This is a genomic window from Chromohalobacter canadensis (assembly GCF_034479555.1).
Lineage (GTDB): Bacteria > Pseudomonadota > Gammaproteobacteria > Pseudomonadales > Halomonadaceae > Chromohalobacter > Chromohalobacter canadensis.
On record NZ_CP140151.1, the window covers coordinates 3,242,896 to 3,262,514 of the forward strand.

Here is a 19,619-nt window from a genome sequence, read left to right on the forward strand (position 1 = left end):
TGATTCCTTTCCCAACGGTGCCGGCAGTATAGCCGTTGTGCCTCTGCCGTCATGCTTCGGAAAGCACCGATTATCATATGCTTCCCGGCGGATACCCAGGAGAAAATTGCCCGCATGGCCCTTGAAACTTCCGAGTCCGAGATCGTCGACGTCGATGCTTACATGCATGCGATGGGCGAACGGGCGCGTGGTGCGTCACGTGTGTTGGCCCGCGCCACTACCGCGCAAAAGAACCGCGCGCTACTCGCCATGGCGAGTGCCCTGGACGAGGCGCGCGATGCATTGGACACCGCCAATCGCCGCGATCTCGAGGCGGGGCGCGACAACGGCCTCGCCGAGTCGCTGCTGGATCGTCTGGCGCTGACGCCGGCGCGTATCGACACGATGATCGAAGGCTTGCGTCAAGTGGCTGCCTTGTCCGACCCGATCGGCGAGATTCGTGACATGCGCTATCTACCTTCGGGGCTTCAAGTGGGCAAGATGCGCGTTGCGCTGGGCGTGGTAGGCATCGTCTACGAATCGCGCCCCAACGTGACCGTGGACGCCGCCAGCCTGTGCTTGAAATCAGGCAATGCCACGATCCTGCGTGGCGGCTCCGAAGCGATCCATTCCAACCGGGCCATTGCGGATTGTATCCGACAGGGGCTCAAGGCGGCAGAGCTCGACGAGGCCTGCGTGCAAGTCGTGGCGACGACCGATCGTGCAGCGGTCGGCGCATTGATCGCTATGCCGGAGTTCGTCGATGTCATCGTGCCGCGCGGCGGGAAGGGGTTGATCGAGCGCATTTCGAGAGACGCGCGCGTGCCAGTGATCAAGCATCTCGATGGCATCTGCCATGTGTATGTCGACCAGGCCGCCGATCCGGCCAAGGCGGTGGCCATTGCCGACAACGCCAAGACCCAGCGTTACTCGCCCTGCAATGCCATGGAAACGCTACTGGTACACGCCGAGGCGGCGCCTTTTGTACTTCCCGAGTTGGCCGATATCTATCGCCGCAAGGGGGTTGAGATGCGTGCGTGTGAACGGACACGGGCCTGGGTAGCGGACGCCATCGCCGTAACGGAAGAAGATTGGCATAGCGAATACCTTGCGCCGATCGTGGCCATTCGCGTGGTCGATACGTTGGAAGATGCGATCACGCACATCAATACCTATGGCTCGCACCATACCGATGCCATCGTCACCGAGAATCTGACTGACGCACGGCGCTTTCTGACCGAGGTCGACTCCAGTTCGGTCATGGTCAATGCGTCGACGCGTTTCGCCGACGGCTTTGAATATGGGCTAGGGGCGGAAATCGGCATCTCCACCGATAAGCTGCATGCGCGCGGACCCGTCGGTCTGGAGGGTCTCACCAGCGAGAAGTACATCGTATATGGCGATGGCCATGTGCGCAGCTGAGGCCCCACCGCGTGTCGCGATGCTGGGGGGTACCTTCGACCCCGTGCACGTGGGTCACCTGCGTAGCGCTATCGAGTTACGCGAAGCCCTGGTACTCGATCGCGTTCACATGGTCCCGGCACGGGTGCCGCCGCACCGCGCCACGCCTGGCGTCGATGCCGAACAGCGCGCGATCATGCTGGCGCTGGGCATCGCCGACACGCCGGGTCTCTACGTGGATGACCGTGAGATTCGCCGCGAGGGGCCATCCTATTCTACCGCGACTCTGGCGTCTCTGAGAGAAGAGCTGGGCACGCACGCGCGCCTGGTCATGGCGTTGGGATACGACGCCTATCTGCACTTGGCCGAATGGCACGAACCTCAACGGTTGTTCGAGTTGGCGCATGTCGTCGTCGTCGATCGCCCCGATCATCAACAGCCGCTTCCGACGGCGCTCGAAACGCTGATCGAAGGCCGTGAAGTGACGAGTGTCGAGGCATTGATGCAGTCGCCTGCAGGGGGGGTGCTGCATTTGAGTCTGCCCACGCGCATGGCGATTTCGGCTACAGCGATAAGGGAGCGATTGCAGCGCGGTGCAAGCGTGCGCTATTTGCTGCCCGATGCCGTGGAACGCTATCTCCTAGCGCATCGTCTTTATCGATGATGTCATCATCCATCAATGAAAGGGACCTGGCGAGTGGTGGTGCCACCTAAAGGCCTTTTTAACCTTGCCCCTGGCGGTTTGGTGTCAGCGCGGTAGAATGCGGGCCTTGCCCGCAGGGGTATGACATATGAACGAGGAGCTATGCAGACTGAAGCACTCAAAACGCTGGTAATGGACACGCTCGAGGAACTCAAGGCACGTGATGTTGCCGAACTCGATGTCGCCTCGCTGACCAGCGTCACCGACACCATGATCGTCGCTAGCGGTACATCGAGTCGACACATCGGCGCCCTGGCCGAGAGCGTGGTGGAGAAAGTCAAGGAAGCGGGGTGCCGCCCCTTGGGTATCGAAGGGCACCAGGGGAGCGATTGGGTCCTGGTCGATTTGGGCGATCTCGTGGTCCACGTCATGCTGCCCGAGACTCGTCAGTTATACGATCTCGAGCGCTTGTGGTCGGATCTGCCCAGCGATGGGGTATCCGTTGAGGGGGCGCTTGGCGAGGTGCGTGGATGAAGCTTCGCGTGCTCGCCGTGGGCACTCGCATGCCCGACTGGGTCACGCAGGGAGTCGATGAATATCTCAAGCGGCTGCCGCGTGATTTCAGCGTGGACATCGTCGAGATAGCGCCCGGCAAACGGGGCAAAAACGCCGATGTCGCCCGTGCGATTCAGAGTGAAGGCGATGCCATGCTGGCGAAGCTGCGCGATCAGGAGCGTGTCATCGCATTGGATGTCGAGGGTCGAAGTTGGAGTACCGAACGATTGGCCGCCAACGCCGATCAATGGCGCCAGGACGGTCGCAACGTCGCGTGCCTGGTGGGCGGGCCGGACGGGCTCGACTCACGCCTTCTGGCGCGGGCCGAGCAACGTTGGTCGCTTTCGGCATTGACGTTGCCTCATCCGCTGGTGCGTATTCTGTTGGCCGAGCAGTTGTATCGTGCCTGGACCGTGTTGGCTGGTCATCCCTATCACCGATGAGCGAGGGGGCTCGACACCTGCTCAGCGGCTACCTTCCACCTTCCCGCCTGTTAACGGGGACCCATGCGTAAACGACGCGACCCAATCAAGGATACCGCTCGAGAAGTCCGTGTATTCCGGGCTCGCTCGCTACTGGCGGCGTTACTCGTATTATTGATGGCCGGGGGGCTGGGCGCTCGTCTTTTCTATCTTCAGGTCGTTGAGCATGATGTCTTCACCACGCGTTCTGAGAAGAACCGTGTGCGCGTCGAACCGTTGCCGCCGACGCGTGGGCTCATCTACGACCGACAAGGGGAATTGGTCGCTGAAAACCGCCCAACCTATAACCTGACCATCGTACGCGAGCGGGTCCAGGATATTGATGCCACTCTCGACCGATTGGTCGATATCCTGGGGCTGGACGAAACGCAGGTCGAGGCGTTTCGTAAGCGGTCGCGTCAACGTCAAAGACCCTATCAACCGGCATTGTTGATGAGCGACCTCAGCGAACGGCAAATCGCGCGCTTAGCCGTCAATCGTTACCGGCTTCCAGGGGTCGAGGTCGAAGCACAGTGGCTGCGTCACTATCCCTCCCCCAAGATCATGGCGCATGTGCTGGGCTATGTCGGGCGAATCAACGAGCAAGAATTGGCCTCGCTTGATAGCGGCAACTATGCGGGCACGCATTATATCGGCAAGACCGGCATCGAGAAGCAGTATGAAGAAGCGCTGCACGGGAAGGCGGGTCTGCGTAAGGTGGAAACCAACGCCCGAGGTCGTGTGCTACGCGAGCTCGAGCGTACACCACCAGAACCGGGCAAGGACTTGACGCTGACCATCGATACGCGGCTTCAGCAGATGGCTTACGATTTGCTGGATGGTCGGCGCGGCTCCATCGTCGCGATCCAACCCCAGACCGGTGATATTCTAGCGATGGTTTCTGCGCCGGGCTTTGATTCCAATAAGTTCGTGACCGGTATTTCATATGAGGATTACCGTGCGCTGCGACAAAACCCCGATTTACCCTTGTTCAATCGTGCCGTGCGCGGCCAGTATCCGATCGGCTCCACCATCAAGCCATTCGAAGCTTTGGCGGCGCTCCAGAACGAGGTTGTAACGCCCCAGGAAGTTATCTATGACCCCGGGTATTACAAACTGCCTAATGGGACGCGCCGTTACCGCAATTGGTTGCGTTGGGGGCATGGTCGTGTCGATCTGGAGCGCGCGCTTGCCGTTTCCAACAATACCTATTTTTACACCATGGCACATCGCTTGGGCATCGATGCCTTATCCAGCTTCATGTACAAGTTCGGGTTTGGGGAAGTCACCTCATTGGATGTGCAAGGAGCCTCATCGGGGACCGTGCCTTCGCGTGAGTGGAAACGCGAGAAATACGGCCAAGTGTGGTATCCCGGTGAAACGCTCTCGGCGGGTATCGGGCAAGGCTATTGGATGGTGACGCCGTTGCAGCTCGCAACGGCGGAGGCAACGCTGGCCAACCGTGGGGATTGGGTGCGTCCACATTTGGCCAAGCGCGTCGGTGAGACCTCGGTCGAACCGCCTTTCAAGAATACCAAGCCTGACGTGAAGCTCGATAAGGATGTCTGGTGGGATGACGTGTTCAACGGCATGCAGAAAGTCGTCAGTGGCAGAGAGGGCACTGCACGCCATATCGGTAAGGGGCTGAAGTATGACATGGCGGGCAAGTCGGGTACGGCACAGGTGTTCTCCTTGGGGCAAAATCAAAAATACGATGCCGATGAGCTCAAGGAGCGCTTGCGTGATCACGCCTTGTTCACGGCGTTCGCTCCAGTGGACGATCCGCAGATAGCCATCGCCGTGATCGTCGAAAACGCTGGGGGAGGTAGTTCGCATGCTGCGGGCCTGGCGCGCGCCCTGGCAGACGAATGGCTCCTGCCCGATGACGAGAACACCCACCAAGCCGAAGAACTCATCGAGGAGGACGTCGAAGTTGAAGGGACTTGAATGGCGTCGCTTCAGTCGAGCACCGGCAGATGGCATGGGGCGCAAGCGTTCCCTTTGGTCACGCCTGCATCTCGACCCTTGGCTGCTTTTGCTGCTGCTGAGCCTAATGGGAGCGGGGTTGGTCGTATTGTACAGTGCCAGTGGCATGAGTCTCGCCGTCACGCTGGGGCAGGCGTCGCGTTTCGGTGTGGCCTTGCTGGCCATGTTCGTGATCGCTCAGTTTGCTCCAGACACCTTGTATCGCTGGACGCCCCTGGCTTACTGCCTAGGTGTGGCGATGCTGCTCGCCGTTGAGATCATGGGCGATATCGGCATGGGGGCGCAGCGCTGGCTCGAAATTCCCGGGTTGCTTCGCTTTCAGCCTTCCGAGCTAATGAAGTTGGCGGTGCCCATGATGGTCGCGGCGTACCTCTACAAGAGGCCGTTACCGCCGAGCATGCGCGATCTGCTGGTCTGTGCCTTGATCATCGGTGTGCCGGTGATGATGATCATGCGTCAGCCCGATCTGGGTACGTCATTGTTGGTGGCCTGCGCGGCGGTGTTCGTCATCCTTCTTGCGGGCCTGTCATGGCGGGTAATCGGCTTACTGGCGGTGCTGCTTGCATCTGCCTTGCCATTGCTCTGGTTCAACATGCACGAATATCAACGCCAACGCGTATTGACTTTTCTCAATCCTGAAAGCGATCCGCTGGGGGCCGGTTGGAATATCATCCAGTCGAAAACGGCCATTGGCAGTGGCGGCGTCTTCGGTAAGGGATGGGGCTTGGGGACTCAATCTCAGTTGGAATTTCTTCCCGAGCGCCATACCGATTTCATCGGCGCCGTACTGGGGGAGGAATGGGGGTTGGTCGGGATGCTGGTCTTCCTGGCCCTCTACGTGCTCATCGTGGGGCGCGGGTTGTTTCTCGCCAATACCGCCCAGGACACCTACGGGCGTCTGGTCGGGGGCAGCATCGTGCTGACATTTTTCATCTATGTGTTCGTCAATATCGGCATGGTCAGCGGCATTTTGCCCGTCGTCGGTGTGCCGCTTCCACTGGTCAGTTTTGGCGGCACGTCCAGCGTGACCTTGCTGGTCGGTTTCGGTATCCTCATGTCCGTTCATACCCACCGACGGTTGTTGCCGCGCTAGGTAGGGCGAGACGCGGAAAGGAAGCGACGACAGCCCAGGGTCAAGGAGTAAGAGCCTGATGAAATGGAATAGTGCACGGTCCCATTGGCGAGGGCTCTCCCCGGTAGCGTTGTTGCTGTGCGGGATGGTCCTGTTTCCGTCGGCGCATGCAGCCGAGGAATTCGATCCGGCCTCGCACGCTGATATCCGCGCGTGGGTCGATGACGTATCGGGAGGTGGCATTTCTCGCGATGACGTGACTCAGGCATTGCGGCACGCCCGGTTTCGCCAGGAAGTGCTGGACGCCATGCAAGGGGCAGCCGAGCGTCGCTTGAGTTGGCACGAATATCGCGACATTTTCGTGCAGCCCAAGCGTATTCAAGAAGGCGTGGCGTTCATTCGTGAGCATCGTGATGCCTTCGCGCGTGCCGAACGCGAATACGGCGTGCCGCCTGCCTACATTGCCGCGATCATCGGTGTCGAGACGCGCTATGGCCAGTATAAGGGAAAGCATCGCGTACTCGACTCGCTCGCGACGCTGGCTTTTCATCACCCTTCACGCGGCGAGTTCTTTCGTGGCGAATTGGCGGCGTTCCTCGAGATCACCTTGGATCAGGGGATTTCGCCGGAGGCCCCTAAAGGCTCTTATGCCGGTGCCATGGGTTACCCGCAGTTCATTCCGACCAGTTATCGCGCTTATGCCATCGATTTCGATGACGATGGACGGCGGGATCTATGGGACGATCCCGTGGATGCGATCGGTAGCGTGGGCAATTACTTCGCCGAGCATGGATGGCGCCGGGGCGCGCCTGTGGTGACGCCTGCCGATGGTCCCGCTACGCCGCCACAATCGGTTGACTTCAACCGTACGCGTGAGCCTTACGCAAAAGTATCGCGGTTGGCCGATGCCGGCGTGTATCCACGTGGTGAGCTCGAGATATCAAATGTCATTCCCTTATCCTTGGCACTCGAGTCGGGCGAGTACCGTTACGCGCTGGGACACGACAACTTTTATGTCATCACGCGTTATAACCACAGCTATCTGTATGCGATGGCCGTCACCGAGCTTGCGTCGCGTATTCAGGCATCTCTAGACGAGGTGGATTGATGCGAGTCGGTGGGGTGTTGGCGTGTGCCTTGATATTGTTGATAGCAGGTTGTGCGAGTGACCGTAGTGGCCGCTATGCGCAGCAAAATGACGCGTATCCGGACGCGCCACCGGATGTGTCTCAGGTGCCGGATGCGGTTCCCAAGGTCGAGCCGCTGGCCGAGAGCGGTAATCGCGCCACTTATGAGGTGTGGGGTGAAACCTATCATGTCTTGTCCGACGCCAGTGACTATGAGGCGGAAGGCAAGGCTTCTTGGTATGGCACCAAGTTCCAGGGGTATGACACCGCCAGTGGCGAGCCCTACGATATGTACAAGATGTCGGCGGCCCACCGAACACTGCCGCTGCCGACCTATGCGCGCGTGACCAATCTCGACAACGGGCGTGACGTTATCGTGCGGATCAATGACCGAGGCCCGTTTCATGGCGATCGATTGATCGACCTCTCCTATGCGGCGGCGGCGCGCCTCAAGATTCTCGATGCCGGTACGGGGCATGTGCGCGTTGAAGCTATTGACCCTAGGCAGTGGGCCGAGCAGCATAAGCGCACTAAGTCCTCACCTGGCAAAAGGGATATGGCTAGGGCGGCTGCAGGCATACCGGTTCAAGGCACAGTACAAAAAGCAGAGAATAAAGCCCCGGTTGCTGAAGCGCCTGGACAAGGTCGTGTCACCAAGCGTCAGGGGAGCATGCAGTATGTCCAGGTCGCAGCACTGAGTTCTGCGGCTCGGGCCAAGGCGCTGGAAAAGCGCTTGCAAGCACAAGTATCGCGTCCCGTACGCATACGCAGGAAGGCGTCATTGTATCGCGTCCAGGTAGGCCCTGTGCGTGATACTTCGCAACTCGATTCCATCAAAGCGGAATTGCAGGCGGCGGGATTTGACCAGCCGTTTGTGGTTTCCGCTACCGAGTAACCCCGCTTAGCGAGAAATGTTGTCATGAGAGTGTTCGCTCAATCGTCACTGTTACGCGTTGTTCTACTGGTCACGCTATGTATCGGCGTCCTCGCGCCAACGGCACATGCCCAGAATCCACCGGAACCGTCGCCGGTACCATCTTCCATGGTACCGTCCGCGCCGGAGCTGGCGGCGTCGGCATGGGTATTGATGGACGCCGATAGCGGCAAGATCCTGGTCGAGCACAATGCCGACAAGGAACTGCCGCCGGCCAGTCTCACCAAGATGATGACGGCCTATATCGTCGAGCGCGAAATCGATGCCGGCAACATCAGTGGCGACGACGAGGCCACGATCAGCGAAAACGCCTGGCGGACCGGCGGCTCGCGGATGTTTCTCAATCCGGGCAGCAAGGTGAGCATCGACAATCTGCTCCGGGGCGTGGTGATCCAGTCGGGTAACGATGCCAGCGTGGCGCTGGCCGAGCATATCGCGGGCAGCGAGGACGCCTTTGCCGATCTCATGAATCAGCAGGCGGCGCGGATGAAGCTCGAGCACACGCATTTCATGAACCCCACCGGGCTGCCCCACGAGGAACACTACTCCTCGGCGCACGATCTGGCGGTCATCGCTCAGCACATCATCAAGGACTACCCCGACCATTACGAGGTCTATTCCGAAAAGTACTTCACCTGGAACGACATTCGCCAGCCGAACCGCAACCGCCTGCTATGGCGCGACCCGAACGTCGATGGCTTGAAGACGGGGCACACCGAGGCCGCCGGCTATTGCCTGGTCGCGTCCGCCAAGAAGGACGGTACGCGTTTGATTGCGGTGGTCATGGGCACCGACTCCGACGAGGCGCGGGCTCAAGAAACCCAGAAGCTGCTCAGTTATGGTTTTCGTTTCTTCGAGACTCAGAAACTCTATAAAAGTGGCGCAGTGCTCAACAAGCCGCGTGTCTGGGGCGGCGAACAGGATACGCTGCGCTTGGGGGTGGCCAATGATGTCTTTATAACGGTGCCGCGTGGTCGTATCGATGAACTGAATGCTCAGTTGGATATCCGTAAAACCATCAATGCGCCGGTCGAGCAAGGAGAGCGGCTCGGCACATTGAAGATCAAGCTCGATGGAAAAGTACTCGATGAACGGCCCCTGGTAGCATTGGAACCAGTACCTGAAGGTGGTTTTTTCAAGCGGCTATGGGATAGCGTGCTGCAATTCGTGTATGGATTCTTCGACTGACCAGGGATGGGTTCTCGCCAAGGGTGAAGCGGTTCGGCGGCTTCACCCTTGGTCGTAAAGTCAAGGTTGAGTAGAATACTTGGAAATATCATGCCGTGCCCATGTGAGGCCGTTCTCCATGCAACAGACTTCACCAACCGAGCAGGGTGCGTCGCAACAAGCGCCCAAGATTGAATTTCCCTGCCAGTATCCTATCAAGATCGTCGGTGACGCGGCCCCGGACTTCAAGGTCACCGTGGTCGATATCGTCGAGCAGCATTCGCCTGGCTTCGACCGTCGCAGCGTGCGCATGGTCGATAGCCGCAATGGTCGCTTTCAATCCGTGCGCGTGGTGATTCGCGCCACCGGGCAAGATCAGCTCAATGCACTGTTCCATTCGCTGAAAGCGACGGGGCGTGTGCACATGGTGCTATAGGTGGCGATGAGCGAAGAGCGCCCGTCGGTGCAGTTGCATCGCCTAGGGCGTCGCGCCTATGAGCCGGTGTGGCAGGCCATGCGCAAGCTCACTGACGAGCGTGATGCTGCCACGCCCGATCAATTCTGGTTGGTTGAGCACGAACCCGTATTCACGCAGGGACAGGCCGGCAAGCCCGAGCATCTGCTCATGCCCGGCGATATTCCGGTCGTCGCCACCGATCGTGGCGGACAGGTGACGTATCATGGGCCGGGCCAGGTCGTGCTTTATCCGTTGATCGACGTACGTCGTGCCAAGCTGGGCGTACGGGAGTTGGTATCGGCGCTCGAGAACACGGTGATCGCGTTGCTGGCCGAGTATGGTGTGGAGGCGCATGCGCGCCCTGACGCGCCGGGTGTTTATGTCGGCGAGGCCAAGATTGCCTCGCTCGGCTTGCGTATTCGACGCGGCGCCAGCTTCCATGGCGTCGCGCTCAATGTCGATGGTGACTTATCTCCTTTCCAGCGCATCAACCCCTGCGGCTATGCCGGCATGACCATGACGCGGCTTGCCGATCTGGTCGACGATTGTCCGGATAGCGATACGGTCGCCGTCGAGTTGGCCGAGCGTCTGGCGCGAACGCTGGAGCGAACGCTCGTGCCAGTTGCCACCGTCGGCGTCTGACGCACCGTCGTTCAGCGTCCTTCGACACCGAGCGGCGCGTCCCAATGAAAACGGCCCGCCGTGGACTCAGTCCACGGCGGGCCGTTTGTCTTGGGGCACTGAGGCCTAGCGTCACGCTCAGCCGACGTTGACGGCCGCAATGCGGTCGGGATCGGGCGACTGACCGGGTACCTCAGCGGGTTCGGCCAGTCCCAGGTTGTTCTTCTCGAACACGCGATCGGCGCGATAGCTGGAGCGCACCAACGGCCCCGACGGCACTTCCATGAAGCCTTTAGCCAGGCCCTGCTGGCGGTAATGCTCGAATTCGTCGGGCGTCACCCAGCGTTCCACCGGCAGGTGGTTGCGGGTCGGTTGCAGGTACTGGCCCAGTGTCACGATGTCGACGCCGATGGCACGAAGGTCATCGAAGGTCTCGAGGATCTCTTCTTCGGTTTCGCCAAGTCCCAGCATGATACTGGTCTTGGTGATCACCTCGGGACGGTGACGCTTGGCATGTGCCAGCACGTCGAGGGTCTTGCGATAACCGGCACGTGGGTCGCGCACGCGTTGCGTCAAACGCTCCACGGTCTCGACGTTCTGGGCGAATACTTCCAGGCCGGAATCGACGACTCGCTCGACGGCACTGGGGATACCGTCGAAGTCCGGCGTCAGGGCTTCCACCGCCACCTGAGGTGTGCGCGCCTTGATCGCGCGAATGCAGTCGGCGTAGTGGCTAGCGCCAGCGTCAGGCAGGTCGTCGCGGTCCACCGAGGTGAGTACCACGTAACGCAGTCCCATCAGTTCCACCGACTCGGCGGTGTTCGCCGGTTCCTCTGGGTCCAGCCAGCCACGCGGGTTGCCGGTATCGACGGCGCAGAAGCGACAGGCCCGGGTGCATACCGACCCCATCAACATGATGGTGGCAGTGCCATTGCTCCAGCACTCACCCATGTTCGGACAGTGGGACTCAGCACAGACAGTGCTGAGCCGATGCTCCTTCACGTTGCGCTTGACCGCCTCGAAGCGTTCGCCGCCGGGCATCTGGACGCGTAACCATGATGGTTTGCGACCGCCGACGCCATCGCCTGAGGATTGCTCGCGTGACTTCATGCCATCCTTGATGGCGGCGATGCCCTGGTCGTTGCGGTATTTGTTGCCGCTGGTGACGCGTTGGGTAGGAGTGTCGCTCATAGCGTGAGCCTCTCTGCAAGCCGGCCGACGGCGCCGAGGCGACGCTACCACAGAAGGAGGGGAAGGGCGTCGGTCGACGTTTCCGGGGGGCCTGGCACGTCTGATGATGCGTGAATTGATACGTCCAACATACCACAAAAGGCGTAGTGCTGGACAGGCTGGCAATGGCGCGTCAGTGTCAAGGAGAGCGCCTGGCTGCACGCGACGCCACGCCCGGCTGATGCCGGGCATGGCGTCTTGTGCAGGGCTGTCTCGGTTATGGGAAGGTTACGCCTCGGGCATGGCGCTCAACACCAGTTTGCCCGTGGTATGACCGGTTTCGAGGCGGCGATGGGCTTCCCCGAGATTGGCCGGGGTCAAAGGGCCGACGATATCGCTGAGCGTGCTGTGCAGATGGCCGGCGTCGAAGTGCTCGGCCAACGTGGCCAGGATACTGCCCTGGTGAGCGATGTCGGCGCCGTGCAACGGCCGTGCGAACATGAACTCCCAACTGAACGTCACCGCCTTGCCTTGCAGAGCATTGAGGTCCACGGGCTTCTGGGTCTCGGCGATGGCCACGATGTGGCCCAAGGGCCGAATGAGCGTGGTCATGTTCTCCCAGTGGTCGCCGATATCATGGCAATTGAAGATGTAGTCGACCTGCTCGTGGCCGGCCTGCTGCATGTTCGACACGAGGTCGTGGTGATCGACGACTTCATGCGCGCCCATGCGCCGGCACCATTCTACGGACGTATCGCGCGACGCCGTGGCGATGACCTTGATGCCGGTGAGCTGGCGGGCCATTTGCGTCGCGATCGAGCCGACACCGCCGGCGCCGTTGATGATCAGCAGGGTCTGCTCGCGATGGGTGTTTTTGCCCTGTGACAGCTTGAGCTTGTCGAACAGGGCCTCCCAGGCGGTCAGGGAAGTCAACGGCATGGCGGCCGCTTCCTCGGCGCTCAATTTGCTCGGTGCCTTGGCGGCCAGGCGCGCATCGACGAGTTGGTATTCGGCGTTGCAGCCGGGACGCTCGACCTCGCCGGCATAGTACACGCGATCTCCCGGGGCGAAATGCTCGACGTTGGCGCCGACGTGCTCCACCCGGCCCACGGCATCCCAGCCGAGGACGTTGTGCTGGTCGCTGGGAAGGAAGGCGCCCTGGCGAATCTTGGTATCCACCGGATTGACCGACACCGCGTCGAGGCGCACGAGAAGGTCCCATTCTCCGGGGCTCGGCATCTCGCGTTCATGGAGCTCGAAAGCGTCCAGGGGCGCTGCCTGAGGCTGGCCGGTGGTGGCGACTACTTGCATGACTGACTCCCTGTAAAAAGTGGAACGTGATGGTGATACCCCTTAGATGAGGGCCTTCCAGGTCGGAGTCAAGTCAAGCGTGGCTGATTCAGGGCGTACAGGCGAAGCTGGGGCCGGGTGCGGGCACCAGCGGCGCCTTGAAGTGATCGTTCAGCTCAGGCAACAGCTCGCGGACGAAGCGCAGGAAAAGCTCGGTCACGGGCGTTGGGTAACGATCCTTTGGATGCACGGTGCACCAGGAGCGGCGTAGCGGAAAGCCGGGCAGTGTCGGTGACGCCAGCAGCCCCGAAGCAAGCTCGAGCTGGACCGCCAGGCGTGGCAGCACAGCGACCCCGAGATGCGCCATGACTCCCTGTTTGATCGCCTCGTTGGTACCAAGCTCCAGGGTATGGCGTAGCGATACCCGCTCGCGAGCGACGAAATCCTCGAACGCCGTGCGTGTCCCTGAACCGGGCTCGCGCATCAGCACGTAATAGCGTGTGAAATCCTCGAGCGTGGGCGAGTCTGCCGTCAACAGCGGATGCCCGGGCCACACCACGGGAATCATTTCATTGTCGAGAATCGGCATGAAGGCGAGATTGGCGTCCTCGGGGACCATGCCCATGATCACCAGGTCGTCGCGGCGCTCGGCGAGACGTTCCAGCGCCTGGCCGCGATTGCAGACGCGCAGGCGCACCTGCACCTCCGGGTAACGGGCACGAAAGCGGGCCAGGATATGGGGCACGACATACTGCGCGGTGCTGACGGCCGCGAGATTGAGCTCACCGCGAATGGTCCCCGCCAGCTCGGAAAGCTCCATCTGCAGGCTGGAAACCTGACCGAAGATCGACTGTACCGAGGCGGCCAGCGCATCGGCCGCCGGCAGCACGTGCAGCGTCTTGCCCGCGTATTTGAACAGCGGCTGCTCGAGCGCCTGCTCGAGTTGGCGGATCTGAGCGCTGACGGCGGGCTGTGTGAGGCCGAGCTGTTCGGCCGCCCGCGAATAGGACTGCTGCCGGTGCACGGCCTGGAAGACCTGCAATTGGCGAAAGGTCAGACGGTTGAGCAGATTGGGTCGTGACATGACGCCCCCGGCGTGGTCATAAGCTATTACTTATAGCTTGGCAAAAAAATATCAATTTTTCTATTGATCCTTCGGTGGGTAGCGTGAGAGTACGATAATGACAAGCACTCAGCGACCCAGAGGGCGCCACGATGACACGCTGTGTCAACGCGACGTCCGCAACCGGAGGGCAGACGGTGTTCAAGAAACTTCTCATCGCCAATCGTGGCGAAATTGCTGTACGCATTGTACGCGCCTGCGCTGAGATGGGCATCCGCTCGGTAGCGATCTACACCGAGCCCGATCGCTTCGCGCTACACGTCAAACGCGCCGATGAGGCGCATTTCGTCGGTGAGGACCCGCTGGCGGGCTATCTCGATCCGCGGCGTATCGTTGACCTGGCACGCGAGACCGGCTGTGACGCGATTCACCCCGGCTATGGCTTCCTCTCGGAAAACGCTGACTTCGCGCGCATCTGTGAAGAAGCCGGGGTGGCCTTTGTGGGGCCAGACGCCGAGGTGATCGCGCGGATGGGTGACAAGACAGCGGCGCGCGCGGCGATGCGCGAGGCTGGTGTGCCCATCACACCCGGCTCGGAAGGTAACCTGGAGACCTGCGAGGAAGCCTTGTCGCTAGCCGATACCATCGGCTACCCGGTGATGCTCAAGGCGACCTCGGGCGGTGGCGGGCGCGGCATTCGACGTTGTGACACGCCGGCGCAACTCGAGCAGGCCTGGGAGCGCGTGATTTCCGAAGCGACCAAGGCGTTCGGCAGTGCCGATGTGTTCATGGAGAAATGCGTCGTCGAGCCGCATCACATCGAGGTGCAGATCCTGGCGGACAGCGTCGGCAACGTGATCCATCTCTTCGAGCGGGACTGTTCGATCCAGCGCCGCAACCAGAAGCTCATCGAAATCGCACCCAGCCCCCAGCTGACGCCCGAACAACGGGCCTACGTCGGCGAAATGGCGGTCCGCGCGGCCAGCGCGGTGGGCTACGAAAATGCCGGCACCGTGGAGTTCCTCGTCAAGGGTAACGAGGTCTACTTCATGGAGATGAATACCCGCGTGCAGGTCGAGCACACTATTTCTGAGGCGATCACCGGGGTGGATATCGTGCGCGAGCAATTGCGCATCGCTGCGGGGCTCAAGCTCGCCTATCGCCAGGAGGACATACGCCACCACGGCTATGCCATCCAGTTCCGCATCAACGCTGAAGATCCCAAGAACGATTTCCTGCCGTCGTTCGGACGCATCACACGTTACTACGCTCCGGGCGGGCCAGGAGTGCGCACCGATACCGCGATCTACACCGGCTATACGATCCCGCCGTACTTCGACTCCATGTGCCTGAAGCTGATCGTATGGGGCATGAGCTGGGAAGAAACGCTCGATCGAGGGATTCGCGCCCTCAACGACATGCGTCTGCAGGGGGTCAAGACCACCGCGCCTTATTACCAGGAAATTCTTCGCCATCCCGATTTCCGCAGCGGGCACTTCGATACGGGCTTCGTGCCCAACCACCCCGAATTGCTCAATTATTCGGTCAAACGCAATCCCGAGGAAGTCGCCTTGGCGATTGCCGCCGCCATCGCCGCTCACGCCGGTCTATAAGGAGATACCCATCATGAATGCCGTATCATCTTCCCAGGTAAAGATCACCGATGTCGTGCTGCGCGACGGCCACCAGTCCTTGATCGCCACGCGTCTGCGCACCGAGGACATGCTGCCCGCCTGTGCCAAGCTGGACGCTATTGGCTACCATTCGCTGGAAGTCTGGGGCGGGGCGACCTTCGATGCCTGCGTGCGCTTTCTGAAGGAAGACCCGTGGGAGCGCTTGCGTGCCTTCAAGGATGCGATGCCCAACACGCCGCTGCAGATGCTGCTGCGTGGCCAGAACCTGCTGGGATATCGCCATTATGCCGACGATGTCGTCGAGCGTTTCGTCGCCAAGTCGGCGGATAACGGCGTCGATGTGTTTCGTGTTTTCGATGCGCTCAACGATCTGCGCAACCTGGAAACCGCCATGCGCGCGGTCAAGGCCAGTGGCAAGCACGCTCAGGGCACGATCTGCTATACGGTCAGCCCGGTGCATACTCTGGCGATGTACGTGGACCAAGCCAAGCGCCTGGTCGACATGGGCGCCGACTCGATTGCCATCAAAGACATGGCGGGTCTTTTGACACCGTATGCGACGGGTGAGCTGGTGGCGGCCCTGGTCGAGGCCGTTGACGTGCCGGTCCATCTGCATGCACACGCCACCTCCGGGCTGGCGCCGATGTGTCATCTCAAGGCAGTGGAAGCCGGGTGCCGGCATATCGATACCTGCATTTCGGCGTTTGCCGGCGGTACCAGCCATCCATCGACCGAGTCCATGGTCGCCGCCTTCCAGGGCACTGAATACGACAGTGGCTTGGATCTCGAGGCGCTCAAGGAGATCGGCGACTATTTTCGCGGCGTGCGCCAGAAGTATGCCGCCTTCGAAAGCGAGTTCACCCGTGAGGACGTCTCGGTACAGATCAACCAGGTCCCGGGTGGCATGATGTCCAACCTCGCCAATCAGCTCAAGGAACAGAACGCGCTGTCCAAGATCCGTGACGTGTTCAACGAGATTCCGCGTGTGCGTGCCGATCTCGGTTATCCGCCTCTGGTCACGCCGACCTCGCAGATCGTCGGCACCCAGGCGGTCATGAACGTACTTACCGGTGAGCGCTACAAGACCATCACCAACGAGGTGAAGCGCTATCTTCAGGGCGGTTATGGTCATCCGCCAGCGCCAGTGGACGACGACGTGCGTCGTCAGGCCATCGGCAACTCCCCGATGGAAGAAGGGCGCCCCGCCGATCGGCTCAACCCCGAGATGGAGCGCTTGACGAAGGACATCGGCGACCTGGCCGAGAGTGAAGAGGACGTGCTGACCTACGCCATGTTCTCCGAGCTGGGGCACGATTACCTGCAGGGGCGGCGCGACGGGTCGCTGATCTCGGAGCCGGTCCCCGCTCCCGATGCAGGAGACGCTAGCCGACCGGTGACCGAAGGAGTGCCCACCGAGTTCGTCATCGACGTGCACGGCGAGTCCTATGAAGTGCAGATCACCGGCGTGGGTGGCAATAGCGGGGGCAAGCGTCAGGTCTATCTGACGCTTGACGGCATGCCGGAAGAGGTCGTCTTCGAGGCCAAAGACGCCTTCGTCGGCGGCGAGACCTCGGGCCGGGCACGTGCCTCGCAGCCGGGCCATGTCACGACGTCCATGCCAGGCAATATCGTCGATGTCTTGGTCGCCAAGGGTGATCGCGTCGAAGAAGGCCAGGCGGTCTTGATCACCGAAGCGATGAAGATGGAAACCGAGGTCCAGGCGCGGGTCTCGGGCACCGTCGAAGCCGTCCACGTCGCCAAGGGCGACCGCGTGACGCCGGGCGAGGTATTGATCGAGATCACCTAACGGGAACGTTGCTCATGCCTGCGGCGCCTCGTGATTCGGCGCTGCAGGCCTGGCTTTCTCGAACAGGGTGCGAACGCGCTCCAGGCGCTTTTGCACATGCTCGCTTTGTGGCCCGCTGGCGTCGAGGATGTGGGTGATGTGGGTCAAGTAGTCATCGACCTGCGTGGCGTCGCTACGTGCGATGAGCGTGGGAAGCGCCTCGAGCGCCTCGCGCACGTCGAGCTTGAGAATGAAGAACTGCTCGCGGACCAGCATCTTGAACTGCTGAAGGTCCAGGCTCTTGCCGAGTTCCTCGCGCGTGGCCTTGAGGCGCTTGAAATTGCGCTCATCGGTGGCCGGCGCCCCACCCAGTATGTAGATCAAGGCTCGCACCACCGCCTCGCGTGCGCCACCACTGGAGATGCGTTCTCGCAAGGCGGCTCGCCGCGTGCGCAGGAAGTGTTGATGCTCCGGTGCGCGTCCAGGGTGAGGACGTATGCGTGCTGTGTCCGGGCCGATACCAGCGAATGCCTGAAGCCAGGGCTGACCATAAACGTTCATGAACAGAGCTTCACTGATACGGTCGCGCCATTCGCCATAGGCCTCGAGGTTTTCCTCGATACGGGTGGCCACGCTGCGTTCCCATTGCGCCAGTGGGTTGTTCGGTGAAAGCGGTTGGCGCTGGCGACGAATTTGCTCGGCCAGCACCGGCACGGTGGACATCAGTGGATTGCGATCGGAAAGCATTTTGTAGCCGAGGCGAATGGGGTGCAATCGGCGTAGCCAGCGCCCGGCTTCGGGCGTCATCACGGCCTGCATCCACGGTTGGGCGTATTGCTGATAGAGTGCCAGGCCACTTTCGGAAAGGCGCGCCACGGTGGCGAAGCGGCGCTCATCGTCATCGCGACGCTGCACGAGCGGCTGCAGGTCATCGACGCCGCGCGGGCGAAATTCGAGCAGATAGTCGCCGTCGGTGGCATCCTCGGTCGCAGCGCGTGGCGTGATGGCGGTTTCGTACAAGCCGGGCGGCAGAACGTCGATATAGTCCATGTTGGCGGTGAATTCGGTGTGCTCGCGTCGGGAAATGCTGCCCGACACGAAAATACCCAAATGGCCGGTCGAATCGTGGACGCAATACACGATGGTTTGCTCGTTGGCGACGATGTCCTCCACGCCGTCGTAAAGGTCGGATATCCAACCCAGCGCCTGGGGCGGTGGGGTGATGTTATCCCCTTGCGAACAAAACACCACGATGGGCGAGCGCACGTTGCGAAGGTCGACGCGACGTCCGTCACGGGTGATCAACTGGGCGGTGCTCAAACGGTTGCCGATGAATAGGTTGTCGACGATGTACTGGATTTCCTCGGCATTGAGCACGATATGCCCGCCCCACCAGCGCTCGAATTGCAGATAGCGCTCGCTTTCATTATCGACATCGGCATACAGCCGGTATTGCTTACTCCAGAGCGTGTTGGCTGGATTGAGGCGCTCGAAGTTCTGCACCAGCCACGCGCCGTCGAAAAGCCCTGCGCCCAGATCGCCGGCAAGGGCGGTCGACCAACTACCGCCGAGCAGGCCGCCGCTATAGCGCATGGGGTAACGTCCGCGCTCTCCAGCCCAATAGGACAGCGGTGCGCCGGCGACGAGAATCGGCCCAAAGGCGTCCGGCTCAAGGGCGGCGGCCATCATCAATTGCCAGCCCGCCTGACAGTTGCCGATCACCACGGGCTTTTCATTGGCCTCGACATGGCGAGCCCCTACCTCGCGGATGAAGGCGATCTCGGCGTCGACGACATCTTCGACGTGCTGTCCCGGCACCGGAAACGGCAGAAAGCCGATGAAGTAACACGGGTGGCCGGCGCGCATGGCGACGCCGATCTCGCTATCGGGCTTGAAGCCACCGATGCCGGGCCCATGGCCGGCTCGCGGATCGACGATGACGAAAGGGCGCTTGAGCGGGTCGATCATTACGTCGGGCGGAGGCAGGATGCGCATCAATTCGTAGTTGACCGGGCGCGGCAAGTCGCGGCCATCCACGAGCACCTCGGCCTCGAATCCCAACACGTTGGGCTTGGTCTGCGCCATGTGCTCGAGATATTGGTTGCCACGCTGACGCATGACATCCCAGTAGAGCACGCTACGTTCGAAGGTATCCTGCCAGTAGTCCTGCGTGGCACGAATCAGGCCGAAGGGATCGAGAACGGGGCTGGCGGCTTCCAGCCAAGCGGCGTGCATGGGAAACATGAAGGGCGCTCCTGGTCACGAATTGCTGC

17 protein-coding genes are annotated in these 19,619 nt (G+C 61.1%); 13 read left to right on the top strand and 4 right to left on the bottom strand.

Annotated elements, in window-relative coordinates:
* Positions 1-51 precede the first annotated feature (51 nt).
* The 11 genes from SR908_RS15080 to lipB all read left to right on the top strand — a co-directional run bounded on the left by SR908_RS15080 (position 52) and on the right by lipB (position 10,424).
* The gene (locus SR908_RS15080) at positions 52-1,401 is read left to right on the top strand and encodes a glutamate-5-semialdehyde dehydrogenase (protein ID WP_281504805.1); all 1,350 of its coding nucleotides are present in this window, start codon (positions 52-54) and stop codon (positions 1,399-1,401) included.
* Entirely contained in the window at positions 1,388-2,044 is a 657-nt protein-coding gene (gene nadD, locus SR908_RS15085; protein WP_246921228.1) for a nicotinate-nucleotide adenylyltransferase, read from the top strand. Before SR908_RS15080 ends, nadD begins: the two co-directional genes overlap by 14 nt.
* Positions 2,045-2,185: 141 nt before the next feature.
* Positions 2,186-2,557, top strand: a complete 372-nt coding sequence (gene rsfS, locus SR908_RS15090) for a ribosome silencing factor (RefSeq protein ID WP_178998144.1) — start codon at positions 2,186-2,188, stop codon at positions 2,555-2,557.
* Positions 2,554-3,021: a 23S rRNA (pseudouridine(1915)-N(3))-methyltransferase RlmH gene (gene rlmH, locus SR908_RS15095; RefSeq protein ID WP_246921226.1), complete on the top strand. Its 468-nt coding sequence runs from the start codon at positions 2,554-2,556 to the stop codon at positions 3,019-3,021. Before rsfS ends, rlmH begins: the two co-directional genes overlap by 4 nt.
* A 63-nt stretch (positions 3,022-3,084) precedes the next feature.
* Positions 3,085-4,986, top strand: a complete 1,902-nt coding sequence (mrdA, locus tag SR908_RS15100) for a penicillin-binding protein 2 (RefSeq protein ID WP_246921224.1) — start codon at positions 3,085-3,087, stop codon at positions 4,984-4,986.
* A 34-nt stretch (positions 4,987-5,020) separates the two neighbouring features.
* Entirely contained in the window at positions 5,021-6,118 is a 1,098-nt protein-coding gene (gene rodA / locus SR908_RS15105; RefSeq protein ID WP_246921448.1) for a rod shape-determining protein RodA, read from the top strand.
* Between the two features lie 58 nt (positions 6,119-6,176).
* Positions 6,177-7,205, top strand: a complete 1,029-nt coding sequence (mltB, locus tag SR908_RS15110) for a lytic murein transglycosylase B (RefSeq protein ID WP_035410008.1) — start codon at positions 6,177-6,179, stop codon at positions 7,203-7,205.
* Complete coding sequence (locus SR908_RS15115) at positions 7,205-8,119, top strand: septal ring lytic transglycosylase RlpA family protein (protein ID WP_035410005.1); 915 nt, start codon at positions 7,205-7,207, stop codon at positions 8,117-8,119. The genes mltB and SR908_RS15115 overlap by 1 nt, the downstream gene beginning before the upstream one ends.
* Before the next feature lie 24 nt (positions 8,120-8,143).
* Positions 8,144-9,346, top strand: coding sequence for a D-alanyl-D-alanine carboxypeptidase family protein (locus SR908_RS15120; RefSeq protein ID WP_246921222.1), 1,203 nt, complete (start codon positions 8,144-8,146; stop codon positions 9,344-9,346).
* Positions 9,347-9,464: 118 nt separating this feature from the next.
* Positions 9,465-9,761, top strand: a complete 297-nt coding sequence (locus SR908_RS15125; protein ID WP_246921219.1) for an HP0495 family protein — start codon at positions 9,465-9,467, stop codon at positions 9,759-9,761.
* Positions 9,762-9,767: 6 nt separating this feature from the next.
* On the top strand, positions 9,768-10,424 hold the full coding sequence (gene lipB, locus SR908_RS15130; protein WP_178998151.1) for a lipoyl(octanoyl) transferase LipB: 657 nt from the start codon (positions 9,768-9,770) through the stop codon (positions 10,422-10,424).
* 117 nt (positions 10,425-10,541) lie between these two features.
* Here the strand turns inward: lipB and lipA are convergent, their stop codons facing one another.
* The 3 genes from lipA to SR908_RS15145 form a co-directional block, all read right to left on the bottom strand.
* A complete protein-coding gene (gene lipA / locus SR908_RS15135; protein ID WP_246921216.1) occupies positions 10,542-11,594 on the bottom strand; it encodes a lipoyl synthase in 1,053 nt (350 codons plus the stop codon).
* A gap of 267 nt (positions 11,595-11,861) precedes the next feature.
* Positions 11,862-12,884, bottom strand: a complete 1,023-nt coding sequence (locus SR908_RS15140; RefSeq protein WP_246921213.1) for a zinc-binding alcohol dehydrogenase family protein — start codon at positions 12,882-12,884, stop codon at positions 11,862-11,864.
* A gap of 88 nt (positions 12,885-12,972) precedes the next feature.
* Entirely contained in the window at positions 12,973-13,947 is a 975-nt protein-coding gene (locus tag SR908_RS15145; protein WP_097023224.1) for a LysR family transcriptional regulator, read from the bottom strand.
* Positions 13,948-14,123: 176 nt separating this feature from the next.
* Between SR908_RS15145 and SR908_RS15150 the strand changes: the two genes are divergently transcribed.
* Both SR908_RS15150 and oadA read left to right on the top strand, forming a co-directional pair.
* Positions 14,124-15,539, top strand: coding sequence for an acetyl-CoA carboxylase biotin carboxylase subunit (locus tag SR908_RS15150; RefSeq protein ID WP_246921211.1), 1,416 nt, complete (start codon positions 14,124-14,126; stop codon positions 15,537-15,539).
* 13 nt (positions 15,540-15,552) lie between these two features.
* Positions 15,553-17,367, top strand: a complete 1,815-nt coding sequence (oadA, locus tag SR908_RS15155; RefSeq protein ID WP_246921210.1) for a sodium-extruding oxaloacetate decarboxylase subunit alpha — start codon at positions 15,553-15,555, stop codon at positions 17,365-17,367.
* A gap of 12 nt (positions 17,368-17,379) precedes the next feature.
* Here oadA and SR908_RS15160 read toward each other — a convergent pair whose 3' ends face one another.
* Positions 17,380-19,590 (bottom strand): DUF3141 domain-containing protein, encoded by a 2,211-nt coding sequence (locus SR908_RS15160; RefSeq protein ID WP_246921208.1) that lies wholly within the window; start codon positions 19,588-19,590, stop codon positions 17,380-17,382.
* Positions 19,591-19,619 lie beyond the last annotated feature (29 nt).